This window comes from Coprococcus sp. AM100_B19A (assembly GCF_027662015.1).
In the GTDB taxonomy this organism is placed as follows: domain Bacteria; phylum Bacillota; class Clostridia; order Lachnospirales; family Lachnospiraceae; genus Allocoprococcus; species Allocoprococcus comes.
The window spans coordinates 44,500-63,195 of record NZ_JAQDKN010000003.1; the positions used below are offsets into that span (position 1 = coordinate 44,500).

An 18,696-nucleotide genomic window follows, 5' to 3' on the forward strand; every position below is an offset into this window, starting at 1 on the left:
ATATGAAAATATTTTCTATGACAGATGTTGGAAGAAAACGTGAAATGAACCAGGATTACGTGTTTGCCACAGATGAGTCATTAGGTACGCTGCCGAATCTTCTGGTAGTAGCCGATGGAATGGGTGGACACAAGGCAGGCGATTTTGCGTCAAAATATACGGTGGAAGTTCTGAAAGAAGAACTGAAGCATACATTAAAGGATGGGCCGGAAGAGATTTTAAAAGATGCGGCTCAGACAGCGAACCACAAGCTGATCGAGAAAGCAGATGAAGACATTAATCTGGAGGGGATGGGAACCACTCTGGTTGCGGCAACTGTGATCGATCATACACTTTATTTTATAAATGTAGGTGACAGCCGTCTGTATCTGCTGAATAAGGATATCAGGCAGCTTTCCAGAGACCATTCCCTGGTAGAAGAGATGGTTCGTCTGGGAGGAATCAATGAGGAAGAGGCAAGACATCATCCGGATAAGAATATCATTACCAGAGCAATTGGAGTAAAAGAGGATGTAGAGGTGGATTTTTATGAATTCAGCCTCAAAAAGGGAGATATCATCCTGATGTGTTCCGATGGACTCAGTAATATGATAGAGGATGAAGAAATTTTTGCGATAGTTAAAGGGGCAAGAGATATCGTAGAAGCCGGTCAGAATCTGATTGACCGGGCGAATGAGAACGGGGGCAATGACAATATCAGTGTTGTTCTTGCAGAACCGTTTTCTGATGAGGTGAGTATATGGTAAAAGACGGGATTTATTTAAGTGGCCGTTATCAGGTTCTGAGCAAGATCGGAGCCGGTGGAATGGCGGATGTATATAAGGCGAAGGACTGTATGCTGAACAGATATGTCGCAGTGAAAGTCCTGAAAAAAGAATACAGGGAAGATGAAAACTTTGTAAAGAAATTCCGGTCAGAAGCACAGGCAGCAGCAGGGCTTCTGAACCCGAATATTGTCAATGTATATGATGTAGGGGAGGATCGAGGACTCTATTATATGGTCATGGAGCTGGTAGAAGGAATCACTCTGAAAGAATATGTGCATAAAAAAGGAAAGCTTTCTTCCAAGGAAGCGATCAGTATTGCAATTCAGATGTGTACCGGTATTGAGGCAGCTCACAATCATCACATCATACACAGAGATATCAAACCGCAGAATATTATCATTTCCAAAGAAGGAAAGGTAAAGGTTACGGATTTTGGTATTGCAAAGGCGACAACATCGCAGACAGTCAGCACCAGTGCAATGGGATCGGTACACTATGTATCTCCGGAGCAGGCACGGGGTGGCTATTGTGATGAGAAGAGTGATATCTATTCTGCAGGTATCACCATGTATGAGATGGTGACCGGAAGGGTTCCTTTCGATGGCGATTCTACTGTTTCGGTTGCAATGAAGCATTTACAGGAGAATATTACCCCGCCTTCTGAGTATGCACCGGATTTATATCCGGCGCTGGAGAAGATTATTCTCAAGTGTACACAGAAGAGCGCGGAAAGACGTTACCAGAGTGCCGGAGAACTGATCCAGGATTTGAAGAGGGCGTTGGTCGATCCGAGTGGCGAATTTGTAGATATGGTTCCGATCCGGAGTATGGGAGATACGGTGATGATCTCGCCGGAGCGGATGGCACGTATGAAAAAGCGTCAGGGCGATGGTTATGATGACGAAGAGTATGATGATGGCTATGACGATGAAGAATATGACGAAAATGATGACTATGATGAGGATGACGAAGAGGATAATTATAACGGGGGCAGACGCGGTAACAGTAAAAATGGCGTAGATCCGAAGATGAACAAGATGATGAAGATCCTCATGGCTGCAGTTGCAGTGATCGTTGCATTTGCGCTGATTTTCCTGATCGGCAAAGCAGCAGGTGTGTTCGGTAAGCGTTCAGACAGTCAGATTTCAGTTTCCAATGAGATTGAAGTGCCAAATCTGGTTGGACAGCCGCAGAATGTTGCAGAGACGATGTGCGAAAAGAAGCAGCTGAAGCTGGAAGTAGAATCCGAGAAAGCATCAGATAAGGCAACAGGTACGATTATTGAGCAGAAGACAAAAGCAGGAAAGAAAGTCAAGAAAAATACGGTGATCAAGGTTGTAATAAGTTCAGGACCGGAAAAGATCATGATCCAGAGTGTAGAGGGAATGAATGAAGATGCAGCCAAGAAAGCACTGATCAAACAGGGCTTTACGAGCAAGAACATTACTGTTACCAGTGAATACAGCAGTGATGTTGAAAGTGGAAAAGCAACAAGGACTGATCCGGCAGAGGGAACAGAGGTATCTGCTGACTCTAAAATCACACTGTATATCAGTAAAGGTGAAAAACAGCCGGATAAGGTGTCAGTTCCGCCAATTGTGGGAATGTATGTAAATGATGCGGTATCTACACTGAGTGCAAGCAGACTGTCCGATGGCGGAACGAGCAGTGAAGAATATTCAGATGATTATGCAGAAGGTATGATTATCCGTCAGAGCACAGATGCCGGAACGAAGGTGGCTGAAGGAACAAGTGTGAGTTATGTTGTCAGCAAAGGACCAAAGCCTGCAGATCAGGTGAAGGTACCAACTCTGACAGGAAAGACACTTGGAGATGCGATTTCAGCACTGAATGCCAGAAATCTGACTTATACAGAAGTTGATATTGACAGTGCAGAACCATCTGGAAAAGTTGTAAAAGTTGATCCGGGAGAAGGTACATCGGTAGATGTAGGAACTGCGATCACACTGTATGTAAGCAATGGCTCACAGGCAAGCAGTGGATCCGACAGTAACAATTCGGGCAGCAATAATTCCGGTAACAACTCAAATAACGGCAACAATACAGGAAATTAAAAGGACTGTTTTATGCAGGGAAGAATTATAAAAGGGATTGCAGGATTCTACTACGTTTATGACGTAGTAGAATCTGTCATTTATGAATGTAAAGCAAAAGGAATTTTCCGTAAGGAGAAGATTAAACCACTGGTCGGAGATCTGGTAGAATATGAGATCTTAGATGCAGAAGAGAAGACCGGTAATATCATCCGGATCCTTCCAAGGAAGAATGAACTGATCAGACCGGCAGTGGCAAATATTGATCAGGCACTGGTTGTATTTGCAGTGAAGAAGCCGGATCCGCATTTTAATCTGCTGGACAGGTTTCTGGTTATGATGGAGCGGCAGGAGATTCCGGTTATTATCTGTTTCAACAAGAAGGATATTGCAGATGAGCCGGAAATTGAGTCTCTGGAGAAGACTTATGAGGCTTGTGGGTACCGTGTGATCTTTGCAAGTGCCAGAGAAGGAGAAAATATTCTGGAGATTAAAGAGGCACTAAAAGGAAAGACAACAACTGTTGCTGGACCTTCAGGAGTTGGAAAATCCTCTCTGATCAACTGTCTTCAGGAAAATGTCAATATGGAGACAGGAAGTATCAGCAGAAAGATCGAGCGGGGAAAACATACTACCCGCCATTCAGAACTGATCCCGATCGACGAGGATTCCTATATCATGGATACACCGGGATTTTCGTCACTGTATACCAATGATTTTGGCAAGGAAGAATTGAAATATTATTTTCCGGAGTTTGATCAGTATCAGGGAGGCTGCAGGTTTCAGGGGTGTAATCACATCAGTGAACCGGGGTGTCTGGTAAAAGAGGCTCTGGAAGAGGGAAAAGTGCATCCGGTGCGGTATGAAGATTATTGTGAGATGTATCGGGAACTGGAACAGAAGGAAAAAAGGAGGTACTAAACTAAAATGGAATATAAATTATCACCATCTATTTTATCGGCAGATTTTTGTAATCTGGAAGAAGGTATCCGCCAGACAGAGGAAAATGGAGCGGTATATTTACATTTTGATGTGATGGATGGCGTGTTTGTACCGAGTATTTCTTTTGGAATGCCTGTGCTTGCATCAATCAAACCGGCGGTAAAGCAGGTGATAGATACGCATCTGATGATTACGGAACCAATCCGTTATGTGGAAGCATTTGCAGAGGCAGGAGCGGATATTCTTACTGTACATTATGAAGCATGCAAGGATATACGTGCGACTCTGGACAAGATCAAAGCGTGTGGCATGAAGACAGGACTGGCAATTTCACCGGATACACCGGTGGAGGTCCTGAAGGAATTCCTTGGTGAAGTGGATATGTTCCTTGTGATGACAGTCCATCCGGGATTTGGCGGACAAAAGCTGATTTCTGAGACGCTGGATAAGGTCAGAACACTTAGGGCAATGCTGAATGAACGTGGACTTGAGACTGATATTCAGGTTGACGGAGGAATTTATGCATTCAATGTGAAAGAGGCACTGGATGCGGGAGCAAATGTGATTGTTGCGGGATCAGCTGTATTCAAAGGGAATGCAGGAGAAAACACAAGAGAATTGATGGAGATTTTAAAGAATTATGAGTAAGACAGTCATTATCAGTGGGGGAATGCTTGATGAGGGATTTGCAGAGAAGGTTCTTGAAGCAAATCCGGAGGCTTATATTATCGCAGTAGATAAGGGGCTTGAGTATCTGTATAACCATAAGATTGAGCCTCAGTATATTGTTGGGGATTTTGACAGTATTGATCCAAAGGTGATTGATTACTATCGCAAGGAGACGAATATTCCGATCCGGGAATATAATCCGGTTAAGGATGCGACGGATACAGAGATTGCTCTTCGGCTGGGAATTACACTGGGAAGCAAAGAGATGATCCTTCTTGGGGCAACCGGTGGAAGAATCGATCATTTGTGGGCGAATGTCCAGACACTTAGTGTGGCATGTGATGCCGGAGTAAATGCCTGCATTCTGGATGAGAAAAATAAAATCTGGGTAACGAATAAATCCTGTGTGCTGAAAAAGTCAGAAGCATACGGACCATATCTTTCTGTATTTTCTTTGGAAGGCGAGATTTATGATTTCAGTTTGGAGGGTACGAAATGGCCGCTCAATCATCATGATCTGATGCCGTGCGACAGTCTGACGGTGAGCAACCAGTTTGTGGATGATGAAGTGAAGATCAGTTTTGTAAATGGTCGGATTGTTATTATGGAAACGAAAGACTGATAAGAGATGTATAAGAAGAGAAAAGCCAGATATCATTCGAAAATGGTATCTGGTTTTTTTGCGTAAAAGGTACTAGGTGTCTGAGATGAGTACTTTTTTGATTATAAAGCCGGATTTTGAAAAAATCACGAATCTGAAAAAAGGGTTGGACACAATCCGGCAACATGCTGCAGGGAGTGCATCCGAAAGTGGCATAAAATGCGGTCGGGCAAGGAACTAAGTCAGGTTCTTATGGAGCGTCATCTTAATAAGAAGGCAATTCGCAGCTTTCATAAACAGGGTATGTCAACAGCAGGTTGCTTTTCAGAACATGAATTTATCTATATGTATTATTATTCGGTTGAGTTTGTAAAATAAGAATAGCAAAAAGAGAGAAGAGGATGCCATGGAATCGTTGATTTGATGATTCCGTGGCATCCTCTTTTGGAGGGGAAACTGGATTTATGATATTGTGGATTTTAGAACTTGTTTCTTATCTTTCGGTACTCTCTTGGGGAATATCCTTTCAGCTTGTGGAAAAGCCGGCTGAAATAAAGCTGATTATCATACCCGACGATTTTAGAAATTTCATTGATGGAATAGGTTGTTGTTTCAAGTAACATCTGGGCATTGTTAATTCGGATTCCCACAATAAACTGCATTGGTGTAGAACCTGTGTATTTTTTGAAGTTTCGGATAAACCAGCTGACACTCATTCCACGTGAGGCAGCATAATCATCTATGCTAATATTCTGGTTATAATTTTCACTGAAAAAGGTAACTGCGTTATCCATCTCGTGATCCAGGTATTCATTTTTCGAGATATGTTCCCTGGTCAGTTCCCGATGAAAGATGATAAGAAGATGACGGAGCAGAAGGACAAGCATTTCCTCATAATTATCTTGGCAACGCTGAAGTTCGATGATAATACGCTTGAAAATCTGTTCGTATTCCATAGAGGTTCCGACCTGAAATACACGCTCTTTATCCGGGAATCCATATTGCCGTAGGATATTTTTTACATTGTTGCCTGTAAAATGAATCCAGTATACTTCTGTCTTATCTTTTCCATAATATTCATATTTCTGAAGTTCCTTCGGTCTGTACAGTACAATATTACCGGCGGGGACAATCGTTTCGTTATCCATATTGTCAAAATGAAAATGCCCACAACCAGCAGTGATATAGATAATCTGATAATCCAGGCGTCCCCTTGGACGGTAGGTTGGTAACTTTGGATGGCTGGAAAGGCGGTAAGTACCGCAACTTCCTACAACCAGTGGGCGACTTTTGTCTTTGAAATCCATATGGGAGTGGTTTAAATAACCGGTATTCATATACATATGGTAGCACCTCTTTTCCTTTTTTGTTATTGTATCATTTAGTGCATATTTTGTCTAATCCAATTCATAGACATGTTTTGCAGATTAGGATAAGATATATATAGCAAAACAGAGAAGAGTAAACATAAAAGTAAAAGACAAGGTTTGCTGTGGAAAAACAAAGTGCAAAAAAATGTATATGTATTAAAGGAGAGTTATTTATGATTGTACCACGTTATTATGAGGATTTAAGCGTACTGCATGAAAATACAATGCCAGCCAGAGCCTATTTTATTCCGGCATCCAAAAGAATGGATAACCTGGTGGAGCACAGGGAAGAGTCAGACCGAATGCAGTTATTGAACGGAACTTGGAAGTTCCAGTATTTTAACAGTATCTATGATGTTCAGGAATCCTTCTTTGAGAAAGATTATGATACAGAAAATTTTGATGAGATTCAGGTTCCGAGTGTATGGCAGATGGCAGGATATGACACACATCAGTATACAAACATCAGGTATCCGTTCCCATTTGATCCACCGTATGTACCACAGGATATTCCATGTGGAACATATGCACATACCTTTGTTTATCACAAAGATGAAAATGCACCAAAAGCTTTCTTGAATTTTGAAGGAGTAGACAGTTGCTTTTATGTATGGATCAATGGCTCTTATGTAGGGTATAGCCAGGTTTCTCATATGACCAGTGAGTTTGATATCACCGACCTCCTTCGGGACGGAGAGAACAGCATAGCGGTTCTGGTCATGAAGTGGTGTGATGGTTCCTATTTGGAAGATCAGGACAAATTCCGTATGAGTGGTATTTTCCGGGATGTGTACATTTTGAAACGCCCAAAACAGGCAATCAGTGATTATCATATTAAAACAAGAATTGAGGATATGCTTGCGAAAGTAGAAATTGAAATGAAATTCTACTCTCCGTTAAATGTAAAAATTTCGATTGAAGATAGAAACGGAGCAGTCGTAGCACTAGGAAGTATTGCTGAAGAAGGAACAGCTGTATTAGAAATCGCAAGTCCGGAACTTTGGAATACAGAAAATCCATATCTATATAAACTGATTCTTGAAACAGAGAATGAAGTAATTGTAGATCACATTGCATTAAGAAAGATAGAGATTAAAGACCAGGTTATTTATTTAAATGGACAGAAGATTAAATTCCGTGGTGTCAATCGACATGATTCTGATCCGGTTACTGGATTTACAATCAATCCGGAACAGATTACAACCGATCTTACGTTAATGAAGCAGCATAATTTTAATGCGATCCGTTCCAGCCACTATCCGAACGCACCATTTTTCTATGAAATGTGTGACAAGTATGGATTCATGGTAATAGATGAAGCAGATATTGAAGCTCATGGTCCATTTATGATCTACAGAAAAGAAGACACCGATTACAATCGGTTCAAACGATGGAATGAGATGATTGCAGATGATCCGGCATGGGAAGAGGCAATCGTTGATCGCGTAAAACTCATGGTGGAACGTGACAAAAACCGTTTCTGTATTGTTATGTGGTCAATGGGAAATGAGAGTGCTTATGGCTGCAACTTTGAAAAAGCACTGGAATGGACAAAGAATTTTGATCCAGACCGCATCACACAATATGAGAGTGCAAGATACCGTAATTATGATGAAACATATGATTACAGCAATCTGGATGTGTACAGCCGGATGTATCCGGCGCTTTCCGAAATTCAGGAATATCTGGATAAAGATGGAAGCAAACCCTTCCTTTTGGTAGAGTACTGTCACAGTATGGGAAACGGACCTGGAGACTTTGAAGATTACTTCCAGATGATTCAGGATAATGATAAAATGTGCGGCGGCTTTGTCTGGGAATGGTGTGACCATGCGATTGCTCATGGAACTGCTGAGAATGGAAAGACTATATATGCTTATGGGGGCGACCATGGCGAAGAAATTCATGATGGCAACTTCTGTATGGATGGATTAGTATATCCGGACAGAACGGTACATACAGGACTTTTGGAATACAAGAATGTTTATCGCCCGGCAAGGGTTATTTCCTATGACAAAGAAAGCGGAGAACTGGTGCTTCATAACTACATGGATTTTGATAATCTGAAAGATTATGTGAAAATCAGCTATGAATTGACACAGGATGGACTTTTGATTGGGAAAGGAAAACTTGATGAAGTATCTGTGGTACCACATAGTGAAGGAAAAACAAACCTGCAGGTCAACGTTCCGGAAAATGGAAAATGCTATTTAAAACTCACTTATCACCTGAAAAAAGAAATGCCTCTGCTGGAAGAGGATTATATCCTTGGATTTGATGAGATCGAAGTAAGCCAGAAGGATGCCAAATGCCAGTTAGCAGAAAAATGGGTTGAAAAAACAGTGACGGATTCTGAATTACAGGTGAGTGAAGATGATACCCAGATTCATATCAAAGGCCGTGAATTCGCATATACAATCGACCGACGGACTGCACTTTTTACAGAGATGAAATTCGCAGGTCGGGAATATCTGAACCACCCGATGGAATTAAATATCTGGAGGGCACCAACAGATAATGATATGTACATCAAGTCTGAATGGAAGAAAGCCCATTATGATAAAGCTTATACAAGAGCTTACACGACAGAGGTCGTGCAGGGAAAGCATGGTGTGAAAATTACAAGCCATGCATCCGTTGTGGCAGAGACAGTACAGAAGATTCTTGATGTGACGATCACATGGAAAATAGAAGCTGCTGGAAAGATTGATGCAGATATTGCAGTAACAAAAGATGATGAATTTCCGGACCTGCCAAGATTTGGTGTGAGGATGTTCCTGGATAAAAAACTTTCAGCTGCACGATACTTTGGAATGGGACCACAGGAAAGCTATTGTGACAAACATCAGGCTGCGAGCCACGGTTTGTATCGGGCAAATGTAGATGATTTGCATGAGGATTATATTCGCCCACAGGAAAATGGAAGCCATTATGATTGTGAATATGTAGAGCTTAACAACAGCCGATATGGAATTGTGGCCTCTGCGGAAAATGCCTTCTCATTCAATGCTTCTTATTATACGCAGGAAGAACTTGAGGAGAAAACGCATAATTATGAACTGACAGAATCAGATAGTGTAGTATTTTGTGTTGACTATGCACTAAATGGCATTGGTTCTAACAGTTGTGGTCCAGTTGTATTGGAGCAGTACCGATTTGATGATGTATTATTCCGGTTCCAGTTTACACTGATACCGTATATAAAGGGATAATAAAGTTTCATGTAACCTGTAAACAAGGAAAGAGAGTCTGATTGTTATGTAAAGTCCGGATATACAGAGCAATCAGACAAAAACAGAGAAAAAACTAGAATTAGACATCATACTCTGTTAGACATCTTGAAATTCTAAGTGCGATGAAGATGAGGAGCAAAGAAATTCGATGGAAGAAAAAAAGTATTTGAAATGGTATAACAAAATTGGATATGGATCAGGCGATATTGCAGGTAATGTAGTCTATGCGTTCCTGACATCTTTTATAATGGTCTATTTGACGGACTCAGTAGGACTTGCTGCAGGTGTCGTAGGTACCCTAATTGCCGTATCAAAACTATTTGATGGTTTTACGGATATATTTTTTGGATCAATGATTGACAAAACACACAGTAAAATGGGAAAAGCGAAACCTTGGATGCTATATGGATATATTGGTTGTGCCATTACGCTGGTCTGCTGTTTTGCAGTACCAGTCAGCTTGGGAACAACGGCTAAATATGCATGGTTCTTTATCTCTTACACACTGTTAAATGGTGTGTTTTATACAGCAAACAATATTGCTTATTCAGCACTTACGTCACTGATTACAAAGAACAGCAAAGAGCGTGTGCAGATGGGATCTTACCGTTTTATTTTTGCGTTTTCAACAAGTCTTCTGATTCAGGCAATTACAGTTGGATTTGTAGATAAATGTGGTGGAGATGCTGCAGCATGGAGAACGGTTGCTATTATCTATGCAATCATTGGTCTTGTCGTAAATACGATTTCAGCACTTTCTGTTAAGGAACTTCCTGAGGAAGAACTTAATGAAGGAGAAGTAAAGAATGATAATGAAAAGTACGGAATGGTACAGGCATTCAAGCTTCTTGTTAAAAACAAATATTACATGATGATTTGTGGAACATATATTTTACAGCAGTTATATGGTGCCATGATTGGAGCTGGCATTTATTACATGACATGGGTACTGAAAAATAAGAATTTGTTTGGACAATTTGCATGGGCAGTAAATATTCCACTGATCATTGCCCTGATTTTCACACCGACATTAGTTGGTAAGTGGAAAGGTATGTATAAACTGAACTTAAGAGGTTATGTCTTAGCAGTCATCGGTAGAGCACTTGTTGTTGTTGCAGGATATATGGGCAGTGTTCCGCTGATGATGGCATTTACAGCTCTTGCAGCCTTAGGTCAGGGGCCATGGCAGGGAGATATGAATGCAGTTATCGCATCCTGCTCTGAGTACACTTATCTTACACAGGGAAAGAGAATTGACGGAACGATGTACTCTTGTACTTCTCTTGGCGTAAAAATCGGTGGAGGTATTGGAACCGCTGTTGTTGGATGGTTGCTTGAGTTCAGTGGATATATCGGAACAAATACAACTCAGCCGCAGTCTGCACTTGATATGATGCAGTTTATGTATCTTTGGCTTCCGTTAATCTTTGATGTATTGATTATGTTTGTACTTTCAAGAATGAATGTAGAAGATGCAAATAAAAAACTGAAAGCAGAAAAAGGAATTGCTGCAGATGAAGTAACAGATGCATCAGACATAAATTAGAATTGACAGGAGAAAGCGTTGTCTGGTCATTGCTCGATGAGACAGTGCTTTTTTCTATATATAAAGTGATTGAACTGTATTTTGAAAATAAAAAAGGACCACTTCATTTTTGTGAAATGGCCTTAAGAAAATATTCAGTTTTCACAAAATAGTCCTTTTAGTATTTATACATGGTAAGGATGCTCAAAATATTCAATGTAGAATACTAAAAGGTCATTCAGATATTTTTTTAGGTTGCTCATTTGCAATTCCTCCTTTCCTTATTTACAAGTTGATTATAAGATAGGTGTAAAAGGATTGCTTGCCAAATCGAAAGAAGATATAGACAAATGTTGCAAAGGGGAGTATTTCATGCAGTTAAAATATGTTGACACAAAAGAGGAGATCATAGCAATAAATAGGAAGTCAAAACATATTGAACCACATCTTCATAATGCACTGGAGATCGTTTGTGTAACAAGTGGATCATTAGAACTTGGTGTCGGACAGGAACTATACCATATGGAAAAAGGAGATATAGGCTTTGTATTTCCAGATGTTATTCATCACTATCAGGTACTGAAACCCGGTGTAAATAAAGCGACTTATCTGATTGCATCGCCATTTACGATAGCCAAATTTGCAGATATCATGCAATCCATGGCTCCTGAATACCCAATCATCAAAGCGGAAAAGGTTGAACCGGAGGTATATAGGGTTATAAATGCAATTTTAGAGACAGAACAGTCGGATATTACTGTTGCACAGGCATATCTTCAAATTGTGTTGGCACGCTGTATAGGAAAATTAAATTTGGTAGAAAAGAGTAATGTGGGGAGCAACGATCTTATTTACCAGACAGTTTCCTATATATCAGCAAATTTTAAGAAGAAATTTTCGCTGGAAGAGATGGCAAAAGATCTGGGGGTGAGCAAATATGTTTTATCCAGACTCTTTTCCAAAACATTCCATAGAAACTTTAATCAATATCTTAACGATGCAAGGCTGAACTATGCATGCCAGCGTTTGGAAAATACGAGTGATTCTATTACAAACATTTGTCTGGATAGTGGATTTGAAAGTCAGAGAACATTTAACCGAGTATTTAAAGAAAGATATAAAATATCACCGAGTGACTACCGGAGTACATGTCTGAAAGATATGTTGTCATAACATATAGATTAATAAATTCAATAAAAATCTGATTATCAGTCTGAAATAAGTATCTCTGGGTGGTATTTATAATATGGGGTAGTGGTTAATTATTATGTCATATGCTTCTAAATGTAATGTTTTGAGGGGAGACATGAGCAATAGGAGAAGTGGTATTTGCATCAATGGGTCCAACAAAAAGAATTAAACAATAAGAATGAACAAAGTGTTGTAATCATCATACTGGTTGCAACACTTTTTTTTCGATATTTTTTGAGAATTGTGGGATACCACATATCCGGTCACCGCCATGCTCCGATTTGATTTCTATACCAAAAATCAGATCGGAAGAAAGATAATGGCTTATAACAAAACAAGTGAAGAACGAAAACGGCAAGCGAAAAAAATATATTTTTTATTCATATGATCCGATGATTTATGTTTCGGATGCTCATCCGATAGAAGTGATAGAAGATTAGAAAAAGATTGACAAGTTACCAATTGGTTACTACAATATAAGTAACCGAATGGTAACTGCCAAGGGGCGTGGACAATTTTTGCATTCATATTACTTTTTAATATATGGATTTTAACAGAAAAGATAAATCCAACATATGCTGCAGCATTTAAGGAAAAATGAAAATATAAGGAGAAGATATGGAATCAGATATCATTAAAATCAGCCACTTGAATAAAAGCTTTGGCGAAGTAAAAGCGGTCAATGATTTGAGCTTTCGTGTGAAAAAAGGAGAATTGTTTGCATTTCTAGGAGTAAACGGTGCAGGGAAAAGTACAACCATTTCTATTCTTTGTGGACTGCTGAAAAAAGACAGTGGAACGGTTCAGGTAAACGGAATAGAAACTGACAAAGCCGGCGCACAGATAAAAAGGATGCTTGGTGTTGTATTTCAGGATAGCGTACTTGATAAACCGCTAACGGTGAAAGAAAACCTAAAGAGCAGAGCTGCTTTGTACGGCATTACAGGAAATGCCTTTGATAAGAGATTACAGGAGCTGGTCGAAATTCTGGATTTTGACGAGTTTTTAAACAGACCTGTAGGTAAGCTGTCGGGAGGTCAGAGAAGAAGAATTGATATTGCCCGTGCATTATTGCACAGACCGGAAATTTTGATTCTTGACGAGCCTACAACAGGGCTTGATCCACAGACAAGGCAATTAATCTGGAATGTTATCGAGAAGCTTCAGAAAAATGAAAATATGACAGTATTTCTAACCACCCATTATATGGAAGAGGCTGCTAATGCCGGGTATGTTGTGATTCTCGACAAAGGAAGTATCGCAGCGGAAGGTACACCGTTTGAACTTAAAAATGATTATGTACAGGATATAGTATCTGTTTATGGTGTTTCCGAAGATGAAATAAAGTCATTGAACAGAGAATATAAAAAAATACGTGACGGATATCAGATAAAAGTAAGAAATACGAAGGAAGCTACGGAGCTTATTGTAGAACATCAGGACCTATTCAGGGATTATGAAGTAGTAAAAGGCGGAATGGATGATGTATTTCTTGCAGTCACAGGGAAAAAGCTAGGAGGTGAGCATTGATGAGAACAGTATTGGCATTAATGAACAGGAACAGGAAACTGTTTTTTAAAGATAAAGGTATGTTGTTTACATCAATGATCACCCCCGTCATTCTGATTGTTCTGTATGCTACGTTTCTTGCAAAAGTTTTCAGAGATTCTTTTACAGCAGCGATTCCGGATATGATCACGATTTCGGATAAGCTCATTAATGGAACCGTGGCAGCACAACTGACAGCATCACTTATGGCAGTGAGCTGTATCACTGTAACATTTTGTGTGAATCTGACTATGGTGCAGGACAAGGCAAATGGAACATGGAAGGATTTTAATGTTTCGCCTGTCAGCAAGGGAAAAATATATTTGGGATATTTTCTGTCAACAGTAGCTAATTCATTGATGGTCAATACACTTGCGTTTGTATTATGTCTGGGATATCTGCTTAAAATGGGATGGTATCTGAATGCAGTAGATGTATTATGGGTTTTATTTGATATGATATTGCTCGTCCTGTTTGGAAGTACGCTTTCAAGTATCATTAGCTTTCCGTTGACAACACAGGGACAGCTTTCGGCTGTAGGTACAATTGTCAGCGCAGGATATGGTTTTATATGTGGTGCTTATATGCCGATTTCAAATTTTGGATCAGGTCTTCAGAAGGCACTGTCTTATCTCCCGAGTACATATGCCACTTCATTGATTAAGAATCATATGCTTCACGGAGTATTCATGGAGATGGAGAGAAAACATTATCCGGATGAAATGGTTGAAGCGATAAGAGCCACTCTTGATTGCAATCCGGTATTTCATGAAAATGTGGTAGGTGTAAATCAGATGATCGGTATTATGATGGGAAGTATAGCTGTATTCGGAATTATTTATTATTTTGTTACATTGCTGCCAGATGGTGAAGGCGGACGATAGAAAATATTATTTTCGGCAGATAGACAAAGCCTTTTTCATTTCACCAATCGTTGATATGGAAAAAGAAAACACTAATTTATAATTTACTTGACAAGTTACCAAAAGGTAACTTAATAACAGATTTAAATTAGGAGATAGACATGGAAAGCAAAGAAAAGAACACAAAGGAAAAAATATTGGAAGAAGCTTTGAAGTTATTTGCACAGAGTGGATATATGGGAACATCCATGAATGATATTGCTTCAAAACTTGGAGTAACCAAGGCTGCATTGTATAAGCATTATAAAAGCAAGCAGGAGATATTGGACAGTATTATTGAAAAAATGAATGAATTGGATATTGAGAGAGTAAAGCAGTATGAAATGCCGGAGGGTGATCCGGAAAAGGTTACAGCCGAGTATAAAGAAACGGCATTTGATAAGATTAAGCAGTTCACAAAGGTGCAGTTTCTTCATTGGACAGAGGAAGAGTTCTCATGCTGTTTCCGTAAGATGTTGACATTGGAACAGTACAGGGAGCCACAGATGGCACAGCTATATCAGAATTATCTTGCAAGCGGACCATTAACTTATATGGAAGCTTTGTTTTCAGGAATGCTGGGCGATGAAGGAAAAGCCAGACAGACAGCACTTGATTTTTATGGATCTATTTTTTTGCTTTATAGCATATATGATGGAGCAGAAGACAAAAGTCAAGTGATAAAGTTACTGGAAGAGCATATGGATCATTTCTTACAGGAAATGCAGATAAGTTGAAAGGGTGAAACGATTTGAATGATGAATCAGAGCATCAGGAATGGATTGTAGCGTTACAGTTTTGCACTGCGTCGTTTATATGGAGGAGGAAAAAAGGATGAAACTTATTGCACCAATAGCAAAGTCACAGCATATGCGTGAGATATGGTTTCATGTGATGTCTGGTGGAGTGATGCTAAAGATTGTAGTTATGGAGATCGCAAGAATTACACAGATGTTTTAGGAGTTTTTATGAGAGTAGAGACTGAAAAAATGTATCTTTATCCTTTAAGTATGAAAATGCATTATCTCAGGCTCAAAAGGAAATTAGTTTACATGCTCGTAGTAGATATATGGCTTATCCGGCATTTCATGATTTTGTAGCACTTCTATTTGTTTATAATGACCTTTTAAAGGAGGCTGCTAACCGTAATATGCGTGATAAAACAATGGATGAATTGTACCATTTTTTCTGTGAAAAAGATGGAAGAGTTTTGAAGTACAAAGAGTATTTTGAAAAAAATCAGGTTATTGCTGAAGCGTATAGATTCATTAGTGGAGTAATACAATATATTAAGAAGCAAAATAATAATCCAAAACATAAAAGGTACTTGAAAATTTAGTAGAAAACATATTGACTTTGTGAATGAAATTGGGTAATATATGCACATAGAATAAAAACTTTCGAGGTTTTTATCAGAAATGGTGCTTGCACCAAGTCTGGGTTTGAAAAAAGTCCGTTACAATATGCAGAGGTGTTATGTATATTGTAATGGGCTTTTTTTGTATTATATTCTAGAAAAATCAGGAGGTGTGTATGGTAATAGGAATTATAGAAGATGACAATTTGTTGAGAAAAGCTTTGGATACATCTTTGCAAAATCAAGGTTATACAACGATTCTTGCTGGTTCAAGAAAAGAAGCAATTAAAAATATAGATAGATCTGTAGATTTGTTGATCGTAGATATTGGATTACCGGATGGAGATGGAATAAGTCTATATCAAGAGCTTCAAAAAAATGGAAGAATCCCAGCAATTTTTTTAACTGCAAAAGATGATGAAAAAGATATGTTAAAAGCATTTGATACAGGAGCAGATGATTATGTGGTGAAACCATTTTCAATAAAAGTATTGTTAAAACGTATTGAAGTTGTTTTAAAGAGAAAGTCAAATGAAAATACTTTTATGTGCGGACAAGTCACCTTGTATTCTGATAGAAAACAGGTTTTTGTTGGAGAAACGGAAATATTTTTGACAGTCAAAGAATATCAGCTTTTGGAATATTTTATTATGAATCAAAATCAGGTTCTTACAAAAGATATGATAATGGAAAACATTTGGGGAATAGATAGTGAATTCATTGACCCAAATACAATTAGTGTTATGATCAGCAGATTGAAAAAGAAATTAAATGATTCGTCCGATGTTATTAGTAATGTATTTGGAATGGGATATAGAATGGGAGAATAGCATGGCGGTAGTAATATTTACAGTACTTTTGGTGGGGATAATACTTGGTGGAAGTGTTGTATATTTATTTGAAAATCATTTTAGAACAAATGAAATGAAAAAAATATATAAACTAGCCGAATCTTTAATAAATGGCAATGAATTAGATGATTTTGATATAGGAAAAGAAACATTATATTCAAAAACGGCCAATCAATTAATTCGTTTGCAGGAAATGCTGGATGGGAGAAGAAAAGAGGCTGAAAAAAGCCAATATGAGATCCAGAAATTAATTTCTGAGATTGCACATCAATTACGGACACCGCTGTCGAATATAAAAAATTATACAGAATTGCTGCAAGAGTCATTAAATGAAACGCAGGAAATATTGAATATAGAATATATGAAAGATCTGCGAACGAGTGAAGAACAGTTATGCTTTTTGGTGGAAAGCTTTATAAAAACTGCTCGATTAGAACAAGGAATCATGCAAGTTCATATGCAAAAAGGAAATCTTGTTGAGGCTATTTTAAATGCGTTAGGGCAAATACAAAAGAAGGCAGAAGATAAAGATATCTTTTTTCAAGTAAAATTGCCAGAGAAAATTATCTGCGAACATGATAAAAACTGGATGTGTGAGGCATTTTATAATGTGTTTGATAATGCAGTCAAATATAGCAAAAGCAACAGTACGATCGATATCACAATGAAACAAACGGAAATGTTTTATAAGATCCAAATAAGAGATTATGGAATCGGGATAAAAGACGGAGAAGAAAATAAAATTTTTCAAAGATTTTATCGAGGTGAACAGGCAAGAGGTCAGGAAGGATGCGGAATTGGTTTGTATCTTTCCAGAGAGATTGTTCTATTACAAAAAGGGATTATGAAAGCAACACAAATGAAGCCCGGGTTGCTCATAGAAGTGAATCTTCCGGTATAGATATTTCATATGCAGTCTGTAAGAAGTTTGTAAGATGTACCATGTAAAATAGATTATGGCTGATTTAGAGGTAGCATCTGCGAAAGGAGTTTATAGAAAAATGGATATGATCAAAGCCGTGAATCTAAAAAAATATTATACATCCGATACATATGAAGTGCGTGCTTTAGATGGTGTGTCGTTGACTGTGGAAGATGGTGAATTTATAGCAGTTGTCGGTACATCCGGATGCGGAAAGACAACACTTATGAACATCTTAGGAGGTCTTGATACTCCGGATTTTGGAGGTGTCTGGATTAGAAATACAAGTTTAAAAGATCTTAACAAGGAAGAAAGAACGATATTCAGAAGAAGAAATATCGGATTTGTATTTCAGCAATATAATTTGATACCCTCTCTTAGTATACGTGAAAATATTGTCCTCCCAATGCGACTGGATGGCAAGGGAATCGATGTGGATTTTTTCAATGAGATTATAGAAATACTAGGACTAAAAGATAAATTAGAACGTTTTCCATCAACCCTGTCCGGCGGGCAGCAACAGCGAGTTTCTATAGCACGGGCATTATTAACGAAACCGGCAATTGTCCTGGCGGATGAACCGACCGGAAATCTGGATTCTGTTACAAGTATGGAAGTCGTAGAATTATTGAAATCCTGTGCCGCCAGATTCCATCAGACGACATTGATCGTGACTCATCAAGAGGAAGTAGCACAGATGGCAGACAGAGTAATACGTATGTCCGATGGAAAAATCTATACAAGAGATTGTAACGATTGTTAGG

The 18,696-nt window shown here is 38.8% G+C and carries 17 protein-coding genes and 1 pseudogene; 17 read left to right on the forward strand and 1 reads right to left on the reverse strand.

Going from position 1 to position 18,696, the window contains the following annotated elements; translation table 11 throughout:
• Positions 1-2: 2 nt before the first annotated feature.
• The 6 genes and pseudogenes from PGQ33_RS03915 to PGQ33_RS16950 all read left to right on the forward strand — a co-directional run.
• Complete coding sequence (locus PGQ33_RS03915) at positions 3-746, forward strand: Stp1/IreP family PP2C-type Ser/Thr phosphatase (RefSeq protein WP_022220921.1); 744 nt, start codon at positions 3-5, stop codon at positions 744-746.
• Positions 740-2,842, forward strand: coding sequence for a Stk1 family PASTA domain-containing Ser/Thr kinase (gene pknB / locus PGQ33_RS03920; RefSeq protein ID WP_270205299.1), 2,103 nt, complete (start codon positions 740-742; stop codon positions 2,840-2,842). Before PGQ33_RS03915 ends, pknB begins: the two co-directional genes overlap by 7 nt.
• A 12-nt stretch (positions 2,843-2,854) precedes the next feature.
• The gene (gene rsgA / locus PGQ33_RS03925) at positions 2,855-3,742 is read left to right on the forward strand and encodes a ribosome small subunit-dependent GTPase A (RefSeq protein WP_008372146.1); all 888 of its coding nucleotides are present in this window, start codon (positions 2,855-2,857) and stop codon (positions 3,740-3,742) included.
• A gap of 6 nt (positions 3,743-3,748) precedes the next feature.
• Entirely contained in the window at positions 3,749-4,411 is a 663-nt protein-coding gene (gene rpe, locus PGQ33_RS03930; RefSeq protein ID WP_173826088.1) for a ribulose-phosphate 3-epimerase, read from the forward strand.
• Entirely contained in the window at positions 4,404-5,054 is a 651-nt protein-coding gene (locus PGQ33_RS03935) for a thiamine diphosphokinase (RefSeq protein ID WP_008372144.1), read from the forward strand. The genes rpe and PGQ33_RS03935 overlap by 8 nt, the downstream gene beginning before the upstream one ends.
• 150 nt (positions 5,055-5,204) lie before the next feature.
• Positions 5,205-5,411, forward strand: a pseudogene (locus PGQ33_RS16950) (DUF4186 family protein); the annotation flags it as partial.
• A gap of 101 nt (positions 5,412-5,512) precedes the next feature.
• Here the strand turns inward: PGQ33_RS16950 and PGQ33_RS03945 are convergent.
• Positions 5,513-6,376, reverse strand: a complete 864-nt coding sequence (locus PGQ33_RS03945; protein ID WP_055145504.1) for an AraC family transcriptional regulator — start codon at positions 6,374-6,376, stop codon at positions 5,513-5,515.
• A gap of 200 nt (positions 6,377-6,576) precedes the next feature.
• Here PGQ33_RS03945 and PGQ33_RS03950 point away from each other — a divergent pair, with 200 nt between their 5' ends.
• The 11 genes from PGQ33_RS03950 to PGQ33_RS04000 all read left to right on the forward strand — a co-directional run bounded on the left by PGQ33_RS03950 (position 6,577) and on the right by PGQ33_RS04000 (position 18,695).
• Complete coding sequence (locus PGQ33_RS03950; RefSeq protein WP_270205300.1) at positions 6,577-9,615, forward strand: glycoside hydrolase family 2 TIM barrel-domain containing protein; 3,039 nt, start codon at positions 6,577-6,579, stop codon at positions 9,613-9,615.
• A 169-nt stretch (positions 9,616-9,784) separates the two neighbouring features.
• Entirely contained in the window at positions 9,785-11,182 is a 1,398-nt protein-coding gene (locus tag PGQ33_RS03955; RefSeq protein WP_270205301.1) for an MFS transporter, read from the forward strand.
• A gap of 351 nt (positions 11,183-11,533) precedes the next feature.
• Complete coding sequence (locus PGQ33_RS03960) at positions 11,534-12,334, forward strand: helix-turn-helix transcriptional regulator (protein ID WP_270205302.1); 801 nt, start codon at positions 11,534-11,536, stop codon at positions 12,332-12,334.
• Between the two features lie 636 nt (positions 12,335-12,970).
• On the forward strand, positions 12,971-13,882 hold the full coding sequence (locus PGQ33_RS03965; protein WP_270205303.1) for an ABC transporter ATP-binding protein: 912 nt from the start codon (positions 12,971-12,973) through the stop codon (positions 13,880-13,882).
• On the forward strand, positions 13,882-14,784 hold the full coding sequence (locus PGQ33_RS03970) for an ABC transporter permease (protein WP_270205304.1): 903 nt from the start codon (positions 13,882-13,884) through the stop codon (positions 14,782-14,784). Before PGQ33_RS03965 ends, PGQ33_RS03970 begins: the two co-directional genes overlap by 1 nt.
• A gap of 140 nt (positions 14,785-14,924) precedes the next feature.
• The gene (locus PGQ33_RS03975; RefSeq protein ID WP_270205305.1) at positions 14,925-15,539 is read left to right on the forward strand and encodes a TetR/AcrR family transcriptional regulator; all 615 of its coding nucleotides are present in this window, start codon (positions 14,925-14,927) and stop codon (positions 15,537-15,539) included.
• A gap of 97 nt (positions 15,540-15,636) precedes the next feature.
• On the forward strand, positions 15,637-15,762 hold the full coding sequence (locus PGQ33_RS03980; RefSeq protein ID WP_270205306.1) for a hypothetical protein: 126 nt from the start codon (positions 15,637-15,639) through the stop codon (positions 15,760-15,762).
• Positions 15,763-15,952: 190 nt separating this feature from the next.
• Entirely contained in the window at positions 15,953-16,141 is a 189-nt protein-coding gene (locus PGQ33_RS03985; protein WP_270205307.1) for a hypothetical protein, read from the forward strand.
• Positions 16,142-16,335: 194 nt separating this feature from the next.
• Positions 16,336-16,989 (forward strand): response regulator transcription factor, encoded by a 654-nt coding sequence (locus PGQ33_RS03990; RefSeq protein ID WP_270203273.1) that lies wholly within the window; start codon positions 16,336-16,338, stop codon positions 16,987-16,989.
• Between the two features lies 1 nt (position 16,990).
• Complete coding sequence (locus PGQ33_RS03995) at positions 16,991-17,911, forward strand: sensor histidine kinase (RefSeq protein ID WP_270205308.1); 921 nt, start codon at positions 16,991-16,993, stop codon at positions 17,909-17,911.
• A gap of 100 nt (positions 17,912-18,011) precedes the next feature.
• Positions 18,012-18,695, forward strand: coding sequence for an ABC transporter ATP-binding protein (locus PGQ33_RS04000; protein ID WP_270205309.1), 684 nt, complete (start codon positions 18,012-18,014; stop codon positions 18,693-18,695).
• Position 18,696: the final 1 nt, after the last annotated feature.